Here is a 23,648-nt window from a genome sequence, read left to right on the forward strand (position 1 = left end):
AGGGCCGGGCCGTTTCGGCAACGTGTTCGTTTTATTCCTGCGAGGGCGAAAAAGCAAATCCGGCGCGGGAGGAGTTGGTCACGCGCCTGCCCCACGCCCCTAGCGGAAGAGCCGCCGATAGGCCTCCGGCCCCTCGGAGAGGGCAGCCCTGCGCTGCAGGTCCAGGTGCCGGCGAAGGAGGCCCCTGGAGCCCCTGAGCTTCCTCATCAGGGCGACAAGCGCCTCGGCGTCATCGAGGACATGCTCGGGGCACATGAAGCGCGGCCGGTGCAGGGTCTGCCTGAGGCCGAGGACGAGCTGGTCGGCCAGGAACGCCCGTCTCACGGAGGAGCGAACCTCTGTCCCGTAGTTGACGTCGAGGTACCAGTCGCACGTGCGGAAGAGGCGCGCCAGCACCTCACGCGAGGCGACGGGGTGCAGGAGCACGTTCTTCTCCGCCCCGAAGGCGAGGAGTCGGCTCGACATCTCCGTCACAGCCGCTATGTGGAAGCGCATCTCCGGCAGGCCCCTCACGATGGCCTCGAGGGACGCGACCTGGTCCGAGTTGGTGCAGATGAGGACCTCGTCGGAGCCGGCGTTCTTACGCTCGAAGCCGTAGACGAAGCCGAGCGGGCGCACGTAGTCGGCAGAGGCGCCGAGGGCGAGGAGCCTCTCGCAGCTGCGCGCGTCCTGAACGAGGACCTCGTTCGTGCGCGAGCGGCCCTCGAGGATCATCCGCATGTTCCCCGGTATGTCGTCGCGAGGAGGCTCCTGCCAGAAGAGCACGTTGCCCCGCGGGTGGGCCCGGAGCCGCTCGCTCACGAAGAGCGGCGTGGAGAGGGAGTTATAGAAGATGCGCTGCCCCTCGAGCCCCCGGGCGCGGAGGGCGTCGACCGCGAGCTCCACCCGGTTCGCGTAGTGGCGCAGGCGCCCGTCGCGCGCGACGAGGAGGTCGCCCGTCACGTAGTTCTCCACCACGCGCTCGCGGCCCCGCTCGTCCAGCCAGGTGCGGCAGAACCGCTCGCCGCGGCCGTTGAAGGTCGTGCGGGCGCAGAGCCGCCCAGCGAGGTCGTAGTGGTCGGTGAAGCGGACTGTCCCACCCTCGTCGAGCCAGTCGACGTCACCCACGACACGAGGCGTGCCTCCGCGCGCGTAGTAGACCCGCGCGCGGAGGCGACCGCGGTCGAGGACCCTGCCGGAGGCGCCGTCCGCGGCGACCTCCCAGAGGTCCGGCATCTCTATCTGGTCGAAGAAGCGGCTCGCTCCGGGCTCCCAGCCCGCGTGCGCGAGGCGGTAGGCCCGCACCTGCGCGGCGGACTCTGGCCGGGCATCGCGCACGGCGCCCGGGATGGGGGCCGAGGAGCCGTCCTCGCCGGCGAGCCGGAAGACGGACTCCACGCCCTCGGGCAGGTCGGTCTCCTCCGAGAGCACGATGGCGGGCCCGTCGAAGCCCGCGCGCCGGAAGGAGCCCACGAGGAGCTCCGCCATCTCGTCGAGGTGGTCCAACAGCAGGATGCCCTCGTCGTTCGTCATGCCCCGATCACCTCTCCCCAGCGCGCGGCCACGCGGTCCGTGAGGTAGGCGGACGCGACCTCGTAGGACCTCTCCTCGAAGGCGGCCTTGTCGTCCTCGAGGAAGTAGCGCACGACCTCGCCGGCGAGCGCCCTTACGCGGTCGTCCTCCTGCATCCCCTCCGCGAGCGGGACCAGGTGTCCGTTCGCCCCGTCGTCGACGAAGGTGGGGTTGCCGTAGGGCACGTCGAAGCCGATCAGCGCGAGCCCGGAGCCGACCGCCTCCATGAGGCTGAGGCCGAACCCCTCGCTGGTCGAGCCGGAGAGGTAGAGCTCGTGGCGTGGGTAGACCTCAGACATCTCGCATTGGCCGAGGAGGCGCACGTAGCCCTCCGCCCCCAGCTCCCCCACGAGGGCCTCGAGGCGGCCGGCCTCTGCGCCCGCGCCGCAGACGTCGAGCGTCAGCCCCGGCACCCGCTCATGCGCCAGGGCGCACGCCCTGATCACCCAGTCGACGTGCTTCTCGGAGGCGAGCCTCGAGGCGGTGACGACGGAGAAGGGCCGCCTCGGGGACTCGGGGCGAGAGAGCGCGTCGAGGCTGCCCACGGGTATGGCGACGACGCGCGGTGTCTCCCCCACGTAGCGCTCGAACTGCCGCTCCAAGAGGCGCGCCTGGGCCTCGGTGGAGGTGACGTAGAAGTCGACGTGGCGATGCATGTCGAAGGGATACTCGTAGTAGTTGTTCCACAGGACGTGCTCGTCGTCCGTGCCGGAGGCGCTGTAGTGGTCCGCGTGGACCACGACGCCGACCCGCGCTGCGCCCGCGTTCTCGAGTATCGCCTGGCCGATGCCGGTCGTGCGGTCGACGAGTACCACGTCCTTCTCCGTTAGGCCGAGGCTGCGCACGAGCTCTCCGACGAGGTCCTCCTTGGAGTAGAGCACCCGGTCCTTGAGGCGGAAGACCGTCGTGGCCCCGTCGGGCATCTCCTCCAGGGCGACCGAGCCGTCCTCGTTGAAGAAGCGGCGCAGGTAGAGGTGGGCCCTGCCGTCGAGCGGGGCGTAGTACTCGGAGTAGGTGCGGCCGTAGGTGAAGTAGTCCTTGCGGACGAGGAGGCCGCGGGAGACGTACTCCACGCGGTGGAGCAGGTCGTGTCCCTCGTCGACGAAGTACAGCGAGCAGTAGTCCTTGCTGCCAGAGAACGTGAGCCTCCCGCGCCGCCCGTCCCTGGTGACGCGGAAGCCCTGGTCGGCGAGGGTGGCCTCGAACTGCGCAAGCGTGTAGCTCACGGGCGCAGTCCGGAAGTCCGAGAAGTGGGAGTAGAGCCAGACGACCTCGTCGTCGGCGAAGCCGATGTTGCGGGTGAGATGCTCTATGTCCTCCTGCGGGAACATGTCCGTGAAGACGAAGCGCGCGGGCACGCCCAGTGCCCGGAACGCCCGCGCCCGGTACGCCTGGGCGTACTCCACGCCGCTCGACGCCCAGCCGATTCCGAGGTTGAAGCTGTAGACCATGCGCGCCTCCCTAGGGGAACAGGATAGTCCTGGTGCCGTCCGAGGTCACCTGCGGCTCCGCGAGGAAGAAGTTGCGGGCGATGGCCTCCATCATGGTGCGCTCCATGTCGTGGAAGGAGCGGTACGCCTCGCGGCTGTACTCGAAGAGCGGGTTCCGCTGGGCGGTGCCCCTCGAGGTGATCGCGTACTGGAGCTGCTGGAGGTAGTCGACCTCCTCGACCCAGCCCTCGTCGAGCGCCCGTAGCATGCAGGCCCTCGTGAAGTCCTGGAGCTCCTCGTCGGAGGAGAAGGACGCGGCCTTCTCCTCGTAGAGCCTGTCCGCGAGGGCTTCCAGTCGGCCCAGCAGCGCCGCGCGCGACGTGGCTCTCCCGTCCGCGGCGAGCTCGGCAGGGTCGAGCTCGTAGGTCAGGTTGTCCAGCACGTAGCGGTTGAGCTCCCCTTGGGTCGGACGGGGGTGCTCCCTGACATAGCGCTTTAGGTTCTCGTGCGCGATCGAGAGAACCTTGCCCTCCGCCACCGCGTCGCCGTCGAGCAGGCGGTCGCGGGCGGCATAGAGGATCTCGCGCTGGCGCCGTAGGATCCGGTCGTAGCGCACGGCCTGCTCGCGCGAGGAGACGCTCTGCTCCTCCATGGTCCTCTGGGCGCCGTCTACGATCGAGCGGATGCGCCGCCGCGAGGCCCTGCGCCCGCCGTCCAGGATCCTGTCGACCTTCTCCTCGTAGAGCTGCGTCACGATCCCGTCCTCGAGCGAGACGAAGAACTGGCTCGACCCCGGGTCGCCCTGGCGCCCGGCACGTCCGCGCGCCTGCCGCTCGAGGCGGGTGTTCTCCATGCGGCCGACGCCGATGACGGCGAGCCCACCCAGCTCGCGCGCTCCCTCGCCCAGCCTGATGTCCGTGCCGCGGCCTGCCATGCCGGTCGAGACCGTCACGGCGCCCCTCTGCCCGGCGGCGGCGATTATCTGCGCCTCCCAGTAGGCGTTGTTGGCGTTGAGGACGTTGTGGGGCACGTGCCTCTCGACGAGCATGCGCGAGAAGACCTGCGTGTCCTGGATCGTTGCGGTGACGACGAGCACCGGCTGGCCGGTGCGGTGGTAGGCGAGGGCGGACGCGAGGGCGGCGGCGTACTGGTCCTCGGCGCTGCGGAAGTAGAGGTCGGGCAGGTCGGTACGGGCGAGCGGGCGGTGCGGCGGCACCACGAAGACCCGCTTGCCGTACACGCTCCTGAGCTCGGCGCGCGCGTCGGCGAAGGTGCCGCTCATGCCGCACATCTCGGGGAACAGCAGGAAGAGGTTCTGGTAGGTGATGGAGGCGACCGAGCGCTGCTCGCGCGAGAGCTCGAGGTGCTCCTTCTGCTCGAGGGCCTGGTGCACGCCGCCGCGCAGCCTCATGCCCGGCAGGAGCCTGCCGGTGGTGTTGTCAAGGAGGACGACCTCGCCCTTGTCGGAGATCACGTAGTCGCGCTCGCGCTCGAAGAGAGAGCGCGCGCGGAGCGCGAGCAGGATGTGGCGGTTGAGCTCGAAGCTCTCGCGTGCGAAGAGGTTGGGTACGCCGAAGAAGCGCTCGGCGTAGGCCACGCCGGCCTCCGTGAGCCAGCAGGCCTTGTCCTCCACTTCGAAGTCGCGCCCCTCGCGCAGGGTCGAGACGAAGAAGTCGGCGCTCGGGTAGAGGTCGGACTGCACGCGCGGGGAGCCGGAGATGACGAGTGGCATCTGGGCGCCGTCCAGGAGGACCGAGTCGGCCTCGTCGATGAGGACGAAGTCGAAGTCCCGGAGGAAGCGGTCCTCGGCGCGGGCGACGAGGTTGTTCAGGAGGTAGTCGAAAGCGAGGACGCTGTGGGTCGTGTAGAGGACGTCCGCCGCGTAGTTGGCGCGCTTCTCGTCGTTCGTGAGCGCCTGGCCGGGGGTCCTCCCCACGCCGGCGCGCTCCGTCACGCCCATGAAGGCGAACGCGGGACGCATCTGCTCGGCGTCTCGGTAGGCGAGGTACTCGTTCGCGGTGACGAGGATCGTGCTCCTCCCCGTGAGCGCATGGAGGTAGAGCGGCAGCGTAGCCGTGAGGGTCTTGCCCTCGCCCGTGCGCATCTCCGCCAGGCAGCCGGCCTCGAGCGCCACGGCGCCGAGGACCTGCTCGTCGTAGGGGTAGGTCCCGAGAACCCTGCGGTCGGCCTCCGCCATGGCGGCGAACGCCTCGGGGAGAAGCTCGTCGAGCTTCCTGCCCGAGGCAAGCTCCGCCCTGAGGCGCGCGGTCTCGGCGGAGAGCTCCTCGTCGGAGAGGCCACGGGCGCGCCCCGCGCAGGCCCTCACGGCCTCCGCGGTCCTTCTCAGACGCCTGGTCATCATGCGAGCCCCGTCACCTCCGTGATCGTGAAGGAGTGGAAACGCAGCGCATGCGCTCCGGCGCAGACGAGCTGGGCCTCGTAGCTGTAGGTCTTGAGCGGGCACCTGAGGTCGGCCTCGGGGCCGTCGACCACGAGCGCGCCCGCCTCCTCGCCGTTCTTGTCGAGGAAGGAGAAGCGCAGCAGGATGCCTTGTGGCACGTCCGACTCGAGGTCGACCGTGACGTGATAGGAGCCCTCGCCGTCGATGATGGGCAGCGTGGGCTCGACGCGCCTCTCCTGGAAGTTGACCATCGAGTGCCAGGTCTTGATCACCGTGCCCGCCGGCATGAGCTCGTTTGCGAACTCGACGTCGTCGTGAGCGTGGAAGCTGATGCTCGAACCGTAGAGGTAGGCGTCGCTCGCGTACTCCTCCCAATAGACGGTCCAGCTCCTATCTTGGCTCGGCATCAGCGTCCCCTCCCCTCCCGTATTCCCTGAGCACGCGGAGGTACTGGGCCTTGAACCAGGCCACGACGCCCGCGGTGTCGTCGTTGTGTCGGCCGTGCAGGCCCTTGCCGATTACCCGGGCGCCGCTGCCGCGCACGTGCGAGAGGAGCCTCGGGTAGGCGTCGCCGTCGTAGTCGTCCTCGATCATGTACGCGGCGAAGATCGTGCGCCCGGACCAGTCCGTCTCGTCGAAGCGGTCCCAGAAGCTGCGGTTCAGCCGTGCCACCGCGTCCTCGCCGAGGCCTCCGCACTCCTTCCGGAGCACGTCGAGCGAGGTCGGGAAGACCGCCGGGCGCCTCAGGCGCTCGTTTGCCGCCACGTTGCCTAGGCTCAGCAGCGGCTTGCCCACGATCACATCGGCGCAGGGAATCATCGTAGCGTAGTACAGCGCCGCGAAGGTGCCCATGGAGAGCCCCGAGAGGACGACGTCGCGCTCGGGGATCCCCAGGTAGTCGAGGGCCTCGTGGACGGCGTCCAGGACGAGGCGTCCGTAGTCCTCCCCGAGGTAGAAGTCTCCGCCCTCGAGCCTGGGGTCGCTCACGAGCAGGAAGGGGCAGCCGAGGCGCCGCATCATGTAGTAGCCCTCGAAGCCCTCCATGGTCTTGTAGCCCGAGAAGTACACGCATAGGGGCGGCTCGAGGTCACCCGGGTCGAAGTAGGTGAATAGCTCCTCGCGCGCGGGCGTGACCCAGCGCCTGCCACCGGGGAGGAACGCGCCCGCACCGCGGCGCGAGTGGCGGTCGTGGAGCGCCCGGATCTTGAGGGTGCCCCTCCCCCGCGCGTTGATGGAGGCGAAGAGGGAGGCCGCGGGGCCGTCGTCCTCCACGGTCACGGGCTCGGCGAGGTCCTGCTCGGAGAAGCGCCGCACGTCCTGCACGGAGGAGATGCTGCCGCGCACGAACTGCACGGTTTCGAGCTCCACCTCGACCCCGCCGTCCTTCTCGTACTCGAGCCAGAGGTCGAGCGCCTGGCCAGGCTCCACCGGGATGTTCGAGCGCCAGAAGGCGACCTGGCCCATCCGCTCGCCGAAGTCGCCGGAAAGGATGGCGCCGACCCCGCCGTCCCAGCTCACGTCCCCGCGGAAGCCGGGCGAGACGGCGAGCATGTGCGGGTCGAACTTCTCTCCGTAGGGCTTGGAGTAGTAGTTCCTCAGGTCCTTCTCGAGGATGCGTTGCACGTCGTCTTCGGAGAAGAGGCGCGCGCGCCGGCTTCGCACGAGGTGGCGCATGGGCGCGTCGAGCGCAAGGTCACGGGAGACGAACAGGCAGTAGGCGCGAACGTGCCTCTCGAGCCAGCGCGCCTCGTCCGCGACGAGCGGACGGCTGACGAAGGCGACGTCGTACTCGCGCGCGGCCTCGTCTAGCTCGGGCTCGAACGACCAGGCCACGTCCTCGCCGAGCGTCGCACGTCGAGCGTAGTCCTCAGTCCCGAGCTGGAGCGCCCTGATGTCCGCCAATCCCGATCACCTCCTTCCACGCCCTCACGAGCTCCTGCGCACTGAACTTGCCTCCGATTTCGTACGAGGCGATCTGCGCCTCGTTGAAGTGCTCCATGCTTCCGAGGTAGAAATCCACCGCGTCCGCCAGCTCGCGCACGTCATGCAGCACCCTACCGTTCCTCCCGTCCACGACGTACTCGGTCGAATGGGCCGTGACCTGCGGCACGCCCATGCTCATCGCGGAGATCTGCAGGAACTGGTCCGGCCTGGGCGAAAGGTCGACGACCACGCGCTGCTCGCGCATCGTTCGGCTCACGTGGAGCTCGTCCACGCACTGGCGCACCGAGAAGACGCAGGGCGGGTGGGTGCCGTCCTCCCCCTCCGGCAGCTCGTTCTCCGAGCGGCCTTCGCTGGGCTCTGCCATCGCGGGGTCGAGCCCGGCCCGTCCGAGCGTCGCGCGCACCCTCGAGAGCAGGTCTGCCGCCACGTCGTAGCGGGAGGAGCGCGTGAAGAGGCAGACGCGCGCGAGCCCGTTCTTCTCGGCCACGTACTCCGCGAGGCACACCGCCACCGCGTCGAAGAGCACGTCGTCCAGGGCGTCGACGGCCACGAGCACGTTCTGCACGCGAAGGTGCAGGCTGTCGCCTACCTCCACCCGTGTCTCGTAGGGCGAGATGACCCGAATCGGCGCCGCGATCGCGCCCGCCTGCGCGCGAACGCGGCTTGCCGTGGCCTCCTTGTCGGCGACGACGCAGGAGCACGAGGCGAGAAGCGCACGCCCCGCCTCCGTGAGCCCGTCTCCCATGCGGCGGTCGAAGAAGGAGAGCACGGTCGTTCGTCCGCGCAGCGCGCGGGAGAGGACCGCAGAGTGCCGGGGGTGCATTGCGACGGTGAAGACGTCGTCGGGAGCGGCGTCGGCGAGGTAGTCCTCGAGGACCTCCTCGATCACGTCGTCGACGCTTTCGTAGCGCTCGCGCCGGTAGGGCACCCGCCTCGTGCCCTCGACGCCGACATGCAGATACCAGGCGACCTTCGGGTTGACCACGACGTGCCCGTCTGAGAGGGACTCCGCGAGCCTCCAGGTGCCATCCTCGTCGAAGAGGCGCCGGCGTACGGGGACGCCGTCCTGGAAGTCGACCTGGCACGAGACGAACCCGCGGTCGTCGTAGAGGTTGCGGCCGACGAGGGTGTCGTCTCGGAACAGGTCGACGCGGAACAAGTTGCCGTCCTCGGCGAACTCGACCTGCGCGTACTTCTCGCCCGCGAGCATCGCGACAACGGCGAAGGGCGTGTAGAGGAACTCCACGCCCTTGGGCCAGGCGAGGTCGCGGAACGAGAAGGGCCTCATCGCGCGCGAGCGGACCGCCTGGATCGCGTCGAAGCACGACCACCAGGGGGCGTGGTAGACGCCCTGGCGATGCAGGAAGTGACGGAAGTTGGGCGCATAGCCCAAGAGGACGATCTGGAATGGAGCAACGTGGCGCCGGAAGAACAGCTGTACCTGCTTGACGGTGTCATCGAACTCCGTCACGTCCTTGGAGCGGTACCAGAGGCGCTCGTTCTCTGACCACCCGTCCTGCCGGTACCAGGAGGGCACGAAGTACTGCATCTAGAACCCTCCCCTCTCACATGAAGAAGCGGTAGGCGTCGTAGCGATAGTAGGACTTGAGCTCCTGGACGAGGCTGCAGACGATGCTCGCGAGGATCATCGTCGACGCGGGGGTCATAGCGAGCGCGGCCGGGATGGCACCGCTCAGGGAGAGCGCAAGCGATACGGCCATGCACGCCGCTTGCAGCAAGGCGCTCAAGAAGCTCCATTTGGCCACGAGCGCCGTCAGGAAGCGCGCGGTCTGTCCCCCGGCGTACATGCCCACGATGCTGTCGCCGTTGCGCTGCAACTGGTGCGCCGTCTCTCGCGGGTTCAGCATCAGAAACGAGAAGAGCAGCGAAAGCACGACAATCAAGACGAGGTAGACCGCCGCCCCGAGGGGCCGGGTGAGTACGAGCTCGTCGTGTGCGGCAGCGAGCGCAGCGTTTTCCGGGTGGAGGCTCGCAAGCATGTTGACCAGGAAGTACGGGAGAAGGAAGGCGGAGGACGCGAACATCACGGGCATGATGCCCATCGGGGCACGCTTGTAGGCGAGGTAGTTCTGGTCCGCATGGACGTTGTGGATGGAGACGCGCTGTAGCGGGAGCCTGATCAGCGAGTTCTCCATGAGGACGGTCACCGCGATCGCGGCGGCACAAACCAGGCCGACGTCCGGAAAGTCGAGGAAGCGGTTATCTCCCATGCCCCGTGCGAGGGGAACGACGACGTTCACGAGGATGACGGGCATGGAGGCGCCGGCGCCGCGCCTCTCGTTCAGCATGCAGAGAACGGTGGTCAGCAGGGCGCCCGCGAACATCTCCAAGGTCACGACAAGACGGACAACCCCGGCGGGGCCTGCGTTGGGGTCGAGGGACAGGCCGAACGAGCGCATCAACGCCATGATGAAGGCAAAGGCGAGGGCGACCCTGAGCATCCAACGGTCGCTGCGAACCTTCGAGACCTTGGCGCGCGACGCGGAGCTCCGGAACGCGAAGGCAACCTGGACGAGCAGGGAGGCGTTGATGTAGGGGGCGACGCCAAGGGTCATCATGGACTGGCGGTCGCGGCCTCCGCCGACGAGCATCGTGAGGAAGTACTGCCCTCCGACGCCGTCGGTCGTGGGCTTCGTGGTGACGCCATAGAGCGGCACGTACCAGCAGAGCAGGTAGATAAACACGACAAGGGCTGCGAACAAAACCCTATTGCGCAGCTCGTGCGTTTGTCGCTTGCCCATTTGGAGTGTACCCCCTGCTTACTACGTCCCCCTCTCTCCAAGAGGAAGGTTCGGCCTGGTCGCGCAGCCCGTCTTGGGAGTGGTCGCGCGACCAGGCACATCATCCTGCCTACTCCTGTATCCGTAAGGACACGGGTTCATTCAGCAAATCAATTTCTGATGTCGTGAGCCCGGCGTTCCCAGCGCTGCTTGCGGCGCTCTTGCCAGCATCTATTTCCTGCCCGTTCGCAGTGGTCGTCGTGAGGTTGCTCGAGAGCTCGCTGAAGGCGTCCGCCGCAGACATCCGCATGCTGTTGGAGGCGCTGTTGCTGTTCTCCGACTCTGACTCAGAGGCCGCCGTAGACGCGGAGGCTGACTTGCTCTCGCTAGCCGCCGCGCTAGCGCTATCGCTCGAGCTGCCTCTCTGGCTCCTGCTCTGGGAGGTGTAGCTCTCCTCCGAGTGGGATTCGGAGAGGGTCTCGCTCCTCGTTGTGATCTCGCTTGTTGAGGGCGAAGCTGAGAAGGAGGCGTTTGAGCTGCCCGGAGCGGTCATGGCGCTGGCGACTGCCGCAGCAGCCGCCGCGGATATGGGAGCCGTGGCCGCTGCGGTCATCAGAGGCCTCGGCGTGACAGCGGCACTCGTCGCCGCGTTGGCAGACAAGAAGAGCGAGGTGCGCTCCGATGTGGATTCGGACTCGGAGGTGCTAACGGACTCCGACTCGCTCTCCGACTCCGACTCGGAGGCGCTGGCGGACTCGGACTCGGAGGTGCTAGTGGACTCCGGCTCCGAGGTGCTGACGGACTCGCTCTCGCTCTCCGACTCGGAGGTGGATTCGGACTCGCTCTCGGACTCGCTCTCGGACTCGGAGGTGGATTCGGACTCCGACTCGCTCTCGGAGGTGGATTCGGACTCCGACTCGGAGGCGGACTCCGACTCGGACTCGCTCTCGCTCTCGGAGGTGGATTCGGACTCGGACTCGCTCTCGCTCTCCGAGGTGCTAGTGGACTCCGACTCCGAGGTGCTGACGGACTCGCTCTCGGAGGTGGATTCGTACTCCGACTCGCTCTCCGACTCGCTCTCCGAGGTGCTGACGGACTCCGACTCGCTCTCGGAGGTGGATTCGGACTCCGACTCGGAGGCGCTGGCGGACTCGGACTCGGAGGCGCTGGCGGACTCCGACTCGGACTCGCTCTCGCTCTCGGAGGTGGATTCGGATTCGGACTCGCTCTCGCTCTCCGAGGTGCTGACGGACTCCGACTCGGAGGTGCTGACGGACACCGACTCGCTCTCCGACTCGGATGCGGACTCCGACTCGGACTCGCTCTCGGAGGCGGACTCGCTCTCCGACTCGGACTCGCTCTCGCTCTCGGAGGTGCTGACGGACTCCGACTCGCTAGCCAACAAAGACTCGCTTGCAGAGTCGCTTAGTGATGCACTCTCGGATGCGCTTGCAGATGTGCTGAGTACAGCGCTGGTCGAGGCGCTTTCAGATGCGCTCGTGGATGCGCTCGCTGATGCGCTGATGCTGGCGGCCCGACTCTCGGACCTGTTTGCAGAGGCGGAGCCGCTCTCACTCGCCTCATTACTGGCAGAGGTGCTGGCCGAACTGCTCGCCTCCTCGCTTGCCGAGGTCGATTCGCTCAGCGACTCAGCCTGCGACCTGGCTGCGCTCGCAGAGTGCGATACGGACGTCAGCTCGCTACGGTGCTGCGAGTACTCGTCCTTGCCCTTCTCGAAGTCAGATTCCGAGAAGTAGTAGTTGCCCTTTATGCCGAAGTAGCCAGACCTGGCATCGCCATTCGCGTTCGTGTAGTTAGAGGCTGACCAACGGTCTGCAGCAAAGCCCTTGAACTTGCCCCACCAGTTGTAAAGGGGCGTCTTTTGCAGCACCATGATGCCGCCGATCTTCGAGGGATCGGAGTAGCCGGACAGCTGCTTGCCATTGCTGTCCATCAGGGCGTTGCCGTCCTTATCCACGGTGATGTAGTCGAAGTAGGCGTCCTGAGCCCGGCCCTTCTCGTCGAGGTAGGCGACGTGGACGTAGTTGCTGGTGCCCGAATTCTTCTCCCACGAGCCGTACTCGATCCTAGTGACCCTGCTGTCTTGGTAAAAGCTGTAGCGTACCAGCAAGTTGGCGAGGGTGTCGCCCGCCCTCCAGTAGTTGCCGTTGGCGGCCACGGATTGGTGGTTCCTGGCGGCGGCCTCCTGGATGGCATGGAGGTTCTGCCTCGCGACCTCGATCTGCGCGATCAGGTCCTCGAGGTACGCGTCTTGCAAGCCCGCCTCAGAGAACGAGTCGGAGACGGAGGCGTAGACCGAGTTCGCCTCGCTCACGGTCTCGGAGAGGCTGGCCGACTGGCTGGCCGCCCGCGACGCCTCCTCGGAGGACCTCAGCGAGAGGGACTCGCTCTTGGAGGAGGACGTGGACTCCGCGGACGCAGACTGGGAGAGGAGCGCGGACTCCTCCTGGGAGAGGGCTGTGGAGGCCGACTCGCTCTCCGACCTAGCCGCGCTGGTGGAGAGCGAGTCCGAGTTGCTCGCCGACGTGCTCGCGGCAAGGATCGAGTCGTTCTGGCTCTCTGAGGCGCTTGCGACGCCCGAGACGGACTCGCTCGCCCTGGCTGAGGCTTCCTCTGAGGCGGAGGCGCTTTCGCTGGCGGCTAAGGCGCTGGCCGCAGCGGACTCGCTCTCGGATGCGAAGGCGCTCGCGGACGCGGACTCGTCGACGGCGGAGACGCTCTGGCCGTCGCTCTCCGAGCCGTCAGCGCGCGCGTCCTCCTGTCCTGCCTCTTCGCTGGTAGTCGTGGCCACCCTCGCGGCAGCCCGCCTCGGTGCGGCCTCCTCGCTGGGCTCGGCGATGGACTGGGAGTCGGCGGTGTCCTGGGAGGCGCTTGCCTTCGAGGCGCTCTCTGCGGGCGACTGGGAGGACCGCGTGGGCTCAGGCGCCGCCGAGACGGACTCGGAAGCAGTCTGCGAGGCGGACTCGAAGCTCTCGAGCTCGCTGTCCACTCCTTCCGTGCTGGCTGACTCCAGCTCCTTCGCAAAGACCGTATTGCCCGGGGCTGCGAGGGTGGTCCCGATGATGGTGCCCGTGGCGGCGGTGAACTTGAGGAGTGCGCTCTTGCGCCTCTTGCCCTTCTCGTCGCCCTTCTTGTTCTTGCGAATCCTCATAGCAGCCCTGGTTTCGACTGATTTGTTATACCCATGTACAGTATAGGAGTGTTTTATCGAGTCACAATCCTCTTACTTTCGGACCCCAGCATCCTTACCCGACCAACGGGTCGCCAGTAGCACCCCGCTTAGCGCCGGTCGCTCCGCCTCCTGTGGAAGCTGTGTCCCTTGTCCAAGTACATGTTGAAGTCTGCCCTCGTGAGCAGGGCGTCGAAGTCGGTCACCTTGCCGCGGGCGTACGAGTAGCCGATCGCCATGCTGATCCCGTTGTTCTTCGCGCTCATCCTCATGTGCTGGATCAGGAGTAGGATGTCGCGCTCCTCTAGGTCCTCCGTGATGACGACGAACTCGTCCCCGCCGGTCCGGAAGACGCAGTCCTCCCCCGCGCACTCCGCGAGGATCCGTGCGGTCTCGCTTATGAGGACGTCGCCGGCGTGATGTCCTTCCGTGTCGTTCGTCCTCTTGAGGCCGTTGAGGTCGACCGACACGACGCCCAGCACGCCGTCGCCCTGCCACGCCTGGACCCGTTGCTCCAGCGCACGGCGGTTTCCGGCACCGGTGAGCTGGTCGACCAGGCTCCGTCTCTCCAGCTCGCCAATGGCGTTCCTGTTACGCACCATCACCGCGATGAAGTCCGTCAGGGTCGAGTACAGCACGCTGCCCGTCTGGAAGCTCTCCTCCGAGGGGTTCACGACAAGCGTGAAGCCCTCCCTCTGGTTCTGGAGCAGCAGCTGCCCGGAGACGAAGCTCCTCACGCCGTGGATTCGGAACGAGAAGCCTGGGTTCTCCCTCAGGAACGCATCCATGTCGCTGACCATGACCAGCCGATCCGACACGAACCGCGCGTACAGCGCCCTCAGCTCCGTCCGGGGAATGCTCTGCAGCTCCTCCCTCAGTGGGTACACGCCCGGTGCCGTCCACTCGTAGGTCGCGCTGACGGTGTCGTCATCCCTCTCTTCGAAGATCAGCAGGCGCTCAGGGTGCATGTTGTCCGCGATGGACGAGATCGTCCTCTCGATGCCCCTCTCCGGATCAGCCTCCTGCATGCCGCGCGAGATCGCCTCGTAGGCGCGCATCTCCTGGTAGACGAGGCCGTTGTCCTTCGCTAGCGTCTCGATGTACTCGTCAAGGTTGAAGGAGAACGTGAGCTTCAGCGTGCGCTTGTCCCACGTGGTCAGGAAGGAGCGGACCTGCAGGCTCTGGCCAGTCTTGTGGTTCATGTGCGCGAAGGAGAGGGCGCGGTCCATCCGCAGCATCATGTTGTGGCAGTCCCTGCACGGGGCGTCGAAGCCCTCCAGCACCTTGTAGCAGAGACGCCCCTTGAGGCAGGCATCCGGGGCGATCCCGACGTCCTTGCGTGCCGCGGCGTTCAGGTACACGAGCTCGTACGTCTCGGGGTCGCTGATGATGACCCGCTCCTTCAGGTTGTCAAGCACTTCCCTCCTGACGAAGATGCGGTCCTCTGTATAGGGCTTCTCTCCGTACGTCTCCTGTTCGACGCTGCTCAGCCTTCTGATCATCAGCTGGAGCATCTCGTCGAGGCTCATCACCTCGGAGCCGTACGCGACGGCGTGCATGAGCTCGGGAGCCTCTTGGAGACCCGCCCGACTCCACAGGCGCGGAAGCGCAGAGGAAACGGAGGAGAGACTCGGCTCGATGCCATCCCCCCGCCCCCTCCGGCTGAAGCAGAGGAAGCAGCACAACCCGATCCTGGCAATCGCCCAGCCCGGCCCTAGCGCCCTCCGGAGCGAGGAGGAGATCTCCCCGAGGACGCCCTTCGCAGTAGCTTCGTTGGTGTGGACCAGCTCCGCGAAGGCGGGCACGTCGATCAGGAGCCCGACGTAGTCCAGCTTCCTCAGGCGGTACTGGTCCGCATAGGCAAGTCCTGCCTCTATCGCCCCTCGGAAGCTGAGGAAGCCCGTCTCGCCGTCCACGAGTCCCAGGCGCGACTCCTCGTCATCGCCCGACCCAACCCGGTCGACCATGCAGAGCGTGCCCGCGATCTCCTTCTCCTGGTACCAGGGAACGCGCGTGACGCATAGCTCTCGGAGCCTGCCGCCCGAGAGCATGAGCTCCTCCGCCCGAGCGACGGGCTTCCCCTCGTTTTGAATGGACTCCTCGGAGCGGCTTGCCTCCGTTAGGTCGAAGTTGCAACCGGTCTCGTCCTCCGTCATCCCCAGGAGCTCCGTCGCGTCGTGGACGCCATGCTCTTTCAGGAGGCTTTCGCTCGCTCCGAGTATCCTGCCCTGCCTGTCCTTCCAGAAGAACGGGTACGGTGAGTCGCTGCAGAGCATCCGGAAGAGGCTGACCTCGGCCGAGGCCCCCGGCTGCTCGGTGCCGGACCCCGAGATTCCGAGGGACCGGGAGAACACCGGCAGGAGCTTGTCCCTGTCGGCCTTTCTCTCCCAGATGTCCTCCCGCTCGGAGAGCAGGATGTTACTCGTCGCGCTCTTGTAGATCATGAGCGCCTCGAGCACCGTCCACCGGTACGTGCCGCCCGGCCTGCGGATGCGCACGATCTCGGCCAGGGCGGCACCCTCCTCCGCCCTGGCCCTGGCCTCTACGCTCTCGGAGCTGGCGAAGGCGAGGAAGCGCCCCCTGTCGTCCGGGTATACGAGCCTTTCCGCGAATGCCTTGAGGAAGGCCTCGACCTCGCGCGGGGCGTCACGACCGTAAAGCTCCGGGTGGTTGGAGCGCAGGATCTCGACCTTGCCACTCCCGCGGTCTATCAGGTAGAGCCCCTCGTACAGCTGGAAGATGTCACGCAGGGTGTCGTCGAGCCTCTGCGCCTGCCTGACTGCCAGGTCGTTGCTGATGTTGAAGAGGTGTGCCTCGCCGACCCAGCCGCTCTCGTCCCCGGCGATCCAGCGGACGCTCACCCTCATGTACTGTCCGTTGTCCGAGTAGGTCAGGGTCTCCTTGGACCTCGATTGCAGGGCGTCGGTCAGGAGCTGCCGGAACCTTCCGCGCAGCGGGTACCTCGCATCCCCGAGGTTGGCGTTCGCCTCGGCCATGTCCTGCGTGCCGGTGCTCCTGAGCTCCCTCAGGTAGGCGTCGTTCTCCTGCAGGAGGGCGATGTTCGCCCCGTCGAAGCTGAAGATCGCCGTCGGGGACTCGGAGTTCACGTTGACGCATTCCACGGAGCTCATGAGGTGGGCTTCCTTGGGATTCTCAATCTGGAGGCCCTTGTCGTGCATGTAGGAGAGCGTGTCCTCGTACATCATCGGGCGCCCGTAGAAGTATCCCTGGATCTGGCCGCACCCGATCTTCTTGAGGAAGGAGACCTGCTCTTTGGTCTCCACGCCCTCGGCAAGCGTGCGCACGCCGAGCATCCGGGCCATCGTCACGACGGAGGTGATGATCTGGCGGCTACGGTCGTCGAAGTGGCTGAAGAAGCCCATGTCGATCTTGATCACGTCGAAGTGGTAGTTGTGCAGCAAGCTCAGCGACGAGTACTCGCTCCCGAAGTCGTCCATCCACACCTGGTAGCCGGCCTGCTGGAACTGGTGGACGGTCTTCGCCATCCTCGGGTGGTTGCGGGTCATGACCCGCTCGGTGACCTCGAGGCAGAGGACCGCCCTCGGAATCCGGTAGCGCCTCACCACGCCCTCGATGGTGTCGATCGGGTTGGCCACGTCGAAGTCGCAGGCGGAGAGGTTCACGGAGACGGGCACCAGCGGCAGCCCGTTGTCCATGCGGTCGCGGTCGAGCCGGGCCACCTGCTCCAGGACGTAGCGGTCGAGGCGGTTGATCAGCTGGGCCTCCTCGAGCACCGGCACGAACACGTTCGGGAGGATCATGCCGAGCGCGGGGTCCTCCCAGCGTGCCAGCGCCTCGAATCCGCTCAGCCTTCCCGTGAGGGTCCTCACGATCGGCTGGTAGTACACCTTGATGTAGTGCTTCTCCAACGCCTCGCTGAAGTGGCGCAGCACGTAGGTCTTGCTCGCCTCGGTCTTCCCCATCGAGGGCTCGTAGACGGCGACGCTCAGGTTGCCGTCCGCCTTGATGCTGTCGCAGGCAAGCTTCGCGGCGTCGAACCCATGCCTAAGGACGTCGAGGGAGTCCCCCTCCGAGGGCGAGTAGATGCCCGCCTTGAGGTGTATCCCGTCGTCGTCGATGTAGCGGTTCACCTCTCTGCAGACCTTTTCCAGCCGCTCCTCCAGCTCCTGCGACGGAAGCAGGGCGACAAAGCGGTCCGCCGCGAGGTGACCGACGAGGGCACCTGGAAAGCCGCTGGTGATGGTCTCGGCGACCTTCTCAAGGCACGCGTCCCCCCGGTGCAGCCCGTACAGCCGGTTGTACTCCTTGAAGTCGGTCAGGTTGAAGCTGACCGGGCAGAGGGCGCGCACCGCGGGGAGACCGCTTCGCCTCTCCGCCTGCTCGAGCGCCTCCTTGTAGAAGTCGTGCATGCCGAGCACGCCCGTCTTGTCCTGACCCCTCAGGTCGCTGGAGAGCTGCTCGGCCGAGAAGAGCAAGATCACGTAGGCACTTCCGAAGGGGGTGTCCTTCAGTGACCCCACGCCCTCCGCCTTCCGGAAGTGCCCTTGCTTCGTCTGGTAGCAGTATGAGAATGCGAAGCGCTCCGGATGACTGCCCGAAGACTCCAACAGGGCCCTGTAGTCCTCGCCCTCCATCAGGCCGCGGAAGCTGGACGAGCAGAGCCGCATGAGGTCCCTCTCGTCCTCGCACCCGTACAGCGAGGCCGCCTTTCCGTTGGCGAAGACGATCCTCCCCGACCCGTCGGCGCGGACGATGAGGACGCCCGCCTCGATCAGGTCGTAGAGCTGCTGGCACTGCGCCCTCAGGCGCTCGTTATGCTCCGGTTCTTCCGTCATCGCTTCTTCGCGCCCCTCACGACCCTCCGGCGACACGCACGGGAGGCCCTTGGCATACCCACTTTTTCGTACCCAGTAAACCACCTTTCCGCCTGGTCGGGCAGCGTGGCCCCGGCGCCTACCCCGAGGCCAGCTCCTCGGCGAGATAGCGCCCGGTCAACGACTCCGCGCACCCCGCCACGTCCTCGGGGGTCCCCGCGCACACGACGCGCCCACCGGCCTCGCCGCCACCCGGTCCGAGGTCGATCACGTAGTCCGCGTTGGCGATCATGTCCAGGTCGTGCTCGATGACCACCACGGTCGCGCCGTGCTCCACCAGCCCCTGCAGCACGCGGAGCAGGACCTCGACGTCGAGCGGGTGCAGGCCGATCGTGGGCTCGTCGAAGACGAAGAGCGTGCCCTCCTGGCTGCGGCCCATCTCGCTCGAGAGCTTGAGCCGCTGCGCCTCGCCGCCGGAGAGCGCCGGCGTGGCCTCGCCCAGCGTGAGGTAGCCGAGGCCGATGTCGGAGAGCGTCCGGAGCCTCGCAGACGCTCGGCGCAGCCCACCTAGCTGGCCGAGCGCCTCGTCTACGGTCATCCCCATGAGCTGGGGCAGGCTCACGCCGCCGTCCTTGTCGCCCGTGCCGCGCTTCGTATGCCGGCGGACGTCCCAGGCCTCCCGTGAGAAGCGCGACCCACGGCAGTCGGGGCAGTCGATCTCGACGTCCGGGAGGAACTGCACGTCGAGGGAGATCGTGCCGGTGCCGTCGCAGCTGGGACACCTGAGGGACCCCGTGTTGTACGAGAAGTCCCCCGCCTTCAGGCCGAGCGCCTTGGCCGCCGCGGTCTGCGCGAAGGCGCGCCTGAGGTCGTCCATGACGCCGGAGTACGTGGCCACCGTGGAGCGCACGTTCGCGCCGATGGGCGTGGAGTCGATGAGGCACACGCGGCCGATGCCCGGCGCGTCGCAGGCGCGGACGTGCGCAGGTAGCGCCTCCCCCGCGATGCTCGCCTGGAGGGCGGGCACGAGGCACTCGAGCACGAGCGTGGTCTTCCCCGACCCCGAGACTCCGGTCACGGCTACCAGCCGCCCCTGCGGCACGTCCACGGAGAGCGGGCGCACGGTGTGGACCTGGCCGGTCTCGAGGTGGATGCGCCCGAGGTCGAACAGGGCGTCGCTCGTGGCGCGGCCGCGCGTGCGGATCACGCGCTCGCCCGACAGGAAGGGGGCGATGCGGGAGGCGGGGTCCTTCTCGACCTCACGTACGCTCCCCTGGCAGATGACGGTGCCGCCGTCCTTGCCCGAGCCGGGCCCCACCTCTATCAGGTGGTCCGCATGGCGCAGCACCCGCACGTCGTGGTCGACCACCACGACGGAGTTGCCGTCCGAGAGGAGGTCGTCCACCACTCCGAGAAGCCCCTCGACGTTAGAGGGGTGCAGGCCGATGGACGGCTCGTCGAGCACGTAGAGGACACCCGTCGTGCGGTTGCGCACGGCTCGTGCGAGCTGTACCCGCTGGCGCTCGCCGTTGGAGAGCGTGGAGCTCGCACGGTCGAGCGCCAGGTATCCGAGGCCCAGCTGCTGCAGGCGCGCGACGGGCTCCGCCATGGTCGCAACGATCTGCTCGGCCATGGCGGCGACCTCGGGAGGAAGCGACGGCGCCACGCGGGGCAGCCAGGCCGCGAGCTCGTCCAGCGTCATGGCCGTGGCCTCCGCCAGGTTGATTCCGAGCACCTGTGGGTCGCGCGCCCGCGCGGAGAGGCGGGTCCCGTGGCAGTCGGGGCAGGGCCCCTCGCGCAGGAACCTGGCCACGCGCTTCATGCCCTTCTCGTCCTTCACGCGCGCGAGCGCGTTCTCGACCGAGTAGACGGCGTTGTAGTAGGTGAAGTCCATCTCGCCGGCGGTGTTGGTCTTCTCGTTGTGATAGAGCAGGTGGTGCTTCTCCGCGGGGCCGTGGAGGACGAACTCTCGCTCGCGAGGGGTGAGGTCACGGAAGGGGACGTCCGTGCGGACGCCGCAGTCGCGCGCGATGTCGGCCATGAGGCTCCACATGAGGCTGCCCCAGGGCTTGACCGCGCCCTCGTCGATGGTGAGCGATTCGTCTGGCACGAGCGAGGCCTCGTCCACCACGCGCGAGACGCCCGTGCCCTGGCAGGTCGGGCACGCGCCCGTCGAGTTGAAGGCCAGCTCTTCGGCCCCCTGGCCGTAGAAGGTGGCGCCGCAGGTGGGGCAGGTGATGGGACGCTCGAGCGCCACGCTCGTGGTGGGCGGACAGCGGTGGCCGTTGGGGCAGGTGTAGGAGCCTGCGCGCGAGAAGAGCAGGCGCAGTCCGTTCAAGAGCTCGGTCGAGGTGCCGAAGGTCGAGCGCACCCCCGGGACGCCCGGGCGCTGCCTGAGCGCGAGGGCGGCGGGCACGTGCTCGACGAGGTCGACGTCGGCCCGGGTGGACTGCGTGAGGCGGCGGCGCGTGTAGGTCGAGAGCGCCTCGAGGTAGCGGCGGCTGCCCTCGGCGTAGAGCACGCCCAGCGCGAGGCTCGACTTGCCCGAACCCGAGACGCCCGCGACGCCTACGAGCTCTCCGAGCGGCACGGAGACGTCGACGTTCCTGAGGTTGTGCACGCGCGCGCCGCGGACCTCGATGGCGCGCGGGGCGGAGCTGGCGCTAGACATGCTGTGACCCCCTTGCTTTGACTGCCGCTCCGCATTGTACGGCAGCGGCGCGGTTCGCTCGCCCTCGCGGAGAGGCGGGCCGAGCCGTCAGGCGCGCGGGGCCTCGGCGGAGGTCACGAACGTGGTCACGTAGCTGGTGTCCTCGGGCGTCCTGAGGTCGGGGTCCTCCTTGAGGAACTCGCCGGGCAGGCCCGCCTCCTCTGCGGCGATCTGGAAGTGGCACGCCGCGATGCCCATGTCGACCTTCTGGATGTCGCCGGTCGACTCCCGCGCGTACCCCTTGGTCTTGTGCTCGTAGAAGTGGACCTTGTCGCCCTCGATGACGAGCCGCCACGGCTGCTTGTTGGTCGCGGAGGGGGACCAGCGAACCATCTGGAGCGGCTCCAGGAGGCCGCCCGCCTCGCTCTCGGCGAGGGGATGGTCGAAGTCGCCCATGAAGAAGAGAGACTCGAACGGGGCGCGATCGTCCGCCCTCATGTTCTTCCGCATGAGGGTCTCGCGCAAGGACCTCTTGTCGGCGGCGTAGCCGAGGGGGGTCACGGCGGGCATGACCTCGTCGGCCCCCACGCCCAAGGCGCGCTCGAAGGCCTTACGGTCGATCGTCCCGGCGAGCCACACCGTCCCCAGCCCCAACGACGTGGCGAGAAGGACGAACCTCTCGAAGGAGTAGCCAAAGCCCAGCTCCGCGTCCTCCTGCCTCCTGTACTTGGCGGCGACGTACGTGTCGGCACCGACGATCACGGGGCTGGACACGCCGTCGCGCTTGCGGTCGAGGAACTTGAACGTCACGGGCACCCCGAAGGGGTTGGTGTCGTGCTTGGTGAAGTCCTCGAGCTTCGCCAGCACCTCGTCCGGGATGGGCCTGTCGTTGAAGGTTCGCACGCTCTTGCGTGCCTTGATGGTGCTGGAATCCATGTGGTGTGTCCCCTGTTCTTCTCGCCCCTGCGCGCTGCGTCTTGCCGGAGTGACCCTAGTCCTGCGAAATGCGCAGCAGTGTCTTGCCCTGGGAGTGGCCTGACCTCACGCGCTCGAGCGCGTCGTTGACCTGGTCGAGCCCGTAGGTGCCGTCGATAGAGGCCTGCAGCGGGCGCTCCGCGGGGAAGAGCTCCCCTACGCGCTCGAGCTGTGCGCCGTCCTCGTGGACGAAAACGAAGTCGTACGTCTGGTCCTTCTGCGCCGCCATCCTGTCGAACTTGTGGCCGGCGATGCCGAAGAGCGCGCGCTTAACGGGCGAGAGGCCCGCCCGCCTGGCGAAGCGGCCGTTGGGGAGGCCACGCAGCGACACGAGGTGCCCGCCGCGCCTGAGCACGCGGAACTCGTCCGGCAGCTCGTGCTCGCCCAGGGTGTCGAGCACGCAGTCGACGTCGTGGAGGACGTCGGCGTAGCGCTGCGCCTTATAGTCGATGAAGGTGCTGGCGCCGAGCTTGCGGACGCGCTCCTCGTTGCGGGCGCTGCCGTTGGTCGACACCACGAGGCCCATGCGCGCGGCGATGGGGATGGCCATGGCGCCGAGGCTGTCCATCCCGCCCGAGATGAAGAGCGTCTGGCCCGCCTTCGCCTCCATAAGATCAAGCGCCTGCATGGCGGTGAGCGCCGTGAGGGGCACGCACGCCGCCTCCTCCATCGAGAGGTAGGCCGGCACGGTTGCCAGGGCAGACTCGTCCACGGCAGCGTACTCGGCGAACGCGCCGATCTTCGCGAGCGGCATGCGTCCGTACACGCGGTCGCCGGCCTTGAACCTTCCTGCCGCAGAGCCCGCCTTGACGACGGTGCCCGAGAACTCGTTGCCCATCACGAGAGGCGTGCGGTACGGCACGATGAGGCGCACCTCGCCGCGGACGATCATGTTGTCCAGCGGGTTCACCGCCGCCGTGTGGACGCGCACGAGAACCTCGTGCGCCGCGGGCTCGGGGACGGGGATGTCGCGCACCGCGAGGGTCGCGCCACTCTTGTCGTAGCCGTCCAGAATCGCTGACTTCATCGCTTGCCGCCTTCCTGCTGGTGCGAGCTCTTCTCGTCCCTCTCGATCCGTTCGCGCATGCGCGCCATGCAGTCCGCGAGCGTCGCGCCCGCGAGCTCCGCCTCCACCACCTGCTCAGCGTGGCGGAACATCCCCCCGAGCACGGGGCGGATGTTCCTGCCCACGATGCACGAGTCGCTGGGGTTCTGGTGGATGTCGAACACGTGGACGTCATCCGTCTCCTCGACCGCGCGGTACACGTCGAGGGGCAGATGGCTCTCTACGTCAAGCTCACTTGCTGCACTCGCGCACCAGCCTCTGCCCGATCCCGTAGGCGTTCTCCAGGTCCTTGGGGAAGTTCTTCTCGCGTGAGAGCTTCTTTTTGGCCTCGTCGAAGCCCGCCATGGAGTACTTGGAGTAATCCGCCACCTGCAGCGTGTCGAAGCACGGGTACAGGCAGACCACCCCGTTGAGCATCTGCAGCTCCTGCGCGTAGCCCTCTAACGCGTCCTTGTAGAGCCTGTCGTAGAACTCCTTCGACGCGTTCATGCTGACGAAGAGCCCTACGTTCACCTTCCCGGTGAAGTAGTTGCTGTAGTCGTCGTAGGACAGCGCGCAGAAGTGCAGCCGCTCCATAACCTCGAAGTAGCGGCTCGTGGGCCTACCCAGGTAAATCGCAGTGCCAACGAGAAGGACGTCCGACCGGAATACCTTGTCGATTATCGGGGACAGGTCGTCCTTCCAGTAGCAGTGGCACCTCTCGGCACCCTTCCTCTTGCAGAGCATGCAGCTCCTGCAGCCGGTGAAGTCGAAGTCGTAGAGGTCTATGTACTCGACCTCGGAGCCGGCGCTCCTGGCGCCCTCGGCCGCCGACTTCAGGAGCTTTGCCGTGTTCCAGGCCTTGCGAGGGCTTGCGTTGAGTACCAGGGTCTGCGCCATGGGTCTCCCTTCCCCGTGGACCTCG

At 67.2% G+C, this 23,648-nt stretch carries 16 protein-coding genes; 3 read left to right on the plus strand and 13 right to left on the minus strand.

The window, feature by feature from the left end:
• Positions 1-99: 99 nt before the first annotated feature.
• Genes VXJ25_RS07765 through VXJ25_RS07795 form a run of 7 tightly spaced genes read right to left on the minus strand, consistent with a single transcriptional unit; the run spans position 100 to position 10,049 of the window.
• Positions 100-1,512, minus strand: coding sequence for a glycosyltransferase family protein (locus VXJ25_RS07765; RefSeq protein WP_330958641.1), 1,413 nt, complete (start codon positions 1,510-1,512; stop codon positions 100-102).
• A complete protein-coding gene (gene gtfA, locus VXJ25_RS07770; protein ID WP_330958642.1) occupies positions 1,509-3,002 on the minus strand; it encodes an accessory Sec system glycosyltransferase GtfA in 1,494 nt (497 codons plus the stop codon). Before gtfA ends, VXJ25_RS07765 begins: the two co-directional genes overlap by 4 nt.
• Positions 3,003-3,012: 10 nt before the next feature.
• Positions 3,013-5,343, minus strand: a complete 2,331-nt coding sequence (locus VXJ25_RS07775) for a preprotein translocase subunit SecA (RefSeq protein WP_330958643.1) — start codon at positions 5,341-5,343, stop codon at positions 3,013-3,015.
• On the minus strand, positions 5,340-5,789 hold the full coding sequence (asp3, locus tag VXJ25_RS07780; protein ID WP_330958644.1) for an accessory Sec system protein Asp3: 450 nt from the start codon (positions 5,787-5,789) through the stop codon (positions 5,340-5,342). Before asp3 ends, VXJ25_RS07775 begins: the two co-directional genes overlap by 4 nt.
• Positions 5,773-7,284 (minus strand): accessory Sec system protein Asp2, encoded by a 1,512-nt coding sequence (gene asp2, locus VXJ25_RS07785; protein WP_330958645.1) that lies wholly within the window; start codon positions 7,282-7,284, stop codon positions 5,773-5,775. Before asp2 ends, asp3 begins: the two co-directional genes overlap by 17 nt.
• Entirely contained in the window at positions 7,250-8,875 is a 1,626-nt protein-coding gene (gene asp1, locus VXJ25_RS07790) for an accessory Sec system protein Asp1 (RefSeq protein ID WP_330958646.1), read from the minus strand. Before asp1 ends, asp2 begins: the two co-directional genes overlap by 35 nt.
• A gap of 16 nt (positions 8,876-8,891) precedes the next feature.
• The gene (locus VXJ25_RS07795) at positions 8,892-10,049 is read right to left on the minus strand and encodes a hypothetical protein (RefSeq protein WP_330958647.1); all 1,158 of its coding nucleotides are present in this window, start codon (positions 10,047-10,049) and stop codon (positions 8,892-8,894) included.
• Between the two features lie 203 nt (positions 10,050-10,252).
• Between VXJ25_RS07795 and VXJ25_RS07800 the strand changes: the two genes are divergently transcribed.
• The 3 genes from VXJ25_RS07800 to VXJ25_RS07810 all read left to right on the plus strand — a co-directional run bounded on the left by VXJ25_RS07800 (position 10,253) and on the right by VXJ25_RS07810 (position 13,285).
• Complete coding sequence (locus VXJ25_RS07800) at positions 10,253-10,516, plus strand: hypothetical protein (RefSeq protein WP_330958648.1); 264 nt, start codon at positions 10,253-10,255, stop codon at positions 10,514-10,516.
• Positions 10,517-10,717: 201 nt separating this feature from the next.
• Positions 10,718-11,824: a hypothetical protein gene (locus VXJ25_RS07805; RefSeq protein WP_330958649.1), complete on the plus strand. Its 1,107-nt coding sequence runs from the start codon at positions 10,718-10,720 to the stop codon at positions 11,822-11,824.
• Positions 11,825-12,478: 654 nt separating this feature from the next.
• On the plus strand, positions 12,479-13,285 hold the full coding sequence (locus tag VXJ25_RS07810; RefSeq protein WP_330958650.1) for a hypothetical protein: 807 nt from the start codon (positions 12,479-12,481) through the stop codon (positions 13,283-13,285).
• An 82-nt stretch (positions 13,286-13,367) separates the two neighbouring features.
• Here VXJ25_RS07810 and VXJ25_RS07815 read toward each other — a convergent pair whose 3' ends face one another.
• From VXJ25_RS07815 to VXJ25_RS07840, 6 genes are all read right to left on the minus strand, one after another.
• Entirely contained in the window at positions 13,368-18,074 is a 4,707-nt protein-coding gene (locus VXJ25_RS07815; protein WP_330958651.1) for an EAL domain-containing protein, read from the minus strand.
• 118 nt (positions 18,075-18,192) lie between these two features.
• The gene (locus tag VXJ25_RS07820) at positions 18,193-20,724 is read right to left on the minus strand and encodes an excinuclease ABC subunit UvrA (protein ID WP_330958652.1); all 2,532 of its coding nucleotides are present in this window, start codon (positions 20,722-20,724) and stop codon (positions 18,193-18,195) included.
• Between the two features lie 87 nt (positions 20,725-20,811).
• The gene (locus VXJ25_RS07825) at positions 20,812-21,639 is read right to left on the minus strand and encodes a nitroreductase family protein (RefSeq protein WP_330958653.1); all 828 of its coding nucleotides are present in this window, start codon (positions 21,637-21,639) and stop codon (positions 20,812-20,814) included.
• A gap of 55 nt (positions 21,640-21,694) precedes the next feature.
• The gene (locus tag VXJ25_RS07830) at positions 21,695-22,705 is read right to left on the minus strand and encodes an NADP-dependent oxidoreductase (protein ID WP_330958654.1); all 1,011 of its coding nucleotides are present in this window, start codon (positions 22,703-22,705) and stop codon (positions 21,695-21,697) included.
• Positions 22,702-22,944, minus strand: a complete 243-nt coding sequence (locus tag VXJ25_RS07835) for a hypothetical protein (RefSeq protein ID WP_330958655.1) — start codon at positions 22,942-22,944, stop codon at positions 22,702-22,704. Before VXJ25_RS07835 ends, VXJ25_RS07830 begins: the two co-directional genes overlap by 4 nt.
• Positions 22,945-22,975: 31 nt before the next feature.
• Positions 22,976-23,623 carry a flavodoxin family protein gene (locus VXJ25_RS07840; RefSeq protein WP_330958656.1) on the minus strand — a complete coding sequence of 216 codons (648 nt, stop codon included), beginning with the start codon at positions 23,621-23,623 and terminating at the stop codon, positions 22,976-22,978.
• Between the last annotated feature and the right edge of the window lie 25 nt (positions 23,624-23,648).

It is taken from the genome of Olsenella absiana, assembly GCF_036408855.1.
GTDB classification, from domain to species: Bacteria; Actinomycetota; Coriobacteriia; order Coriobacteriales; family Atopobiaceae; genus Olsenella_K; species Olsenella_K absiana.